The organism is Salmonella sp. SAL03688 (assembly GCF_046551895.1).
Classification (GTDB): Bacteria; Pseudomonadota; Gammaproteobacteria; order Enterobacterales; family Enterobacteriaceae; genus Salmonella; species Salmonella enterica.
Genome location: NZ_JBGDVI010000096.1, coordinates 1 through 219 on the forward strand (window position 1 = coordinate 1; position 219 = coordinate 219).

Genomic DNA, 219 nt, shown 5'->3' on the forward strand with positions numbered 1-219 from the left:
GCGGAACGGACGGGACTCGAACCCGCGACCCCCTGCGTGACAGGCAGGTATTCTAACCAACTGAACTACCGCTCCACCGAATTCTTTTACAACCACTGACTTTTACATCAGTTTACTGCTTAATTTGATGCCTGGCAGTTCCCTACTCTCGCATGGGGAGACCCCACACTACCATCGGCGCTACGGCGTTTCACTTCTGAGTTCGGCATGGGGTCAGGT

1 tRNA gene and 1 rRNA gene are annotated in these 219 nt (G+C 54.3%); both read right to left on the reverse strand.

What is annotated here, in order from left to right:
* Position 1: 1 nt before the first annotated feature.
* Positions 2-75, reverse strand: a tRNA-Asp gene (locus tag ACLJR2_RS23895).
* Positions 76-129: 54 nt separating this feature from the next.
* Positions 130-219, reverse strand: a 5S ribosomal RNA gene (rrf, locus tag ACLJR2_RS23900); the annotation flags it as partial.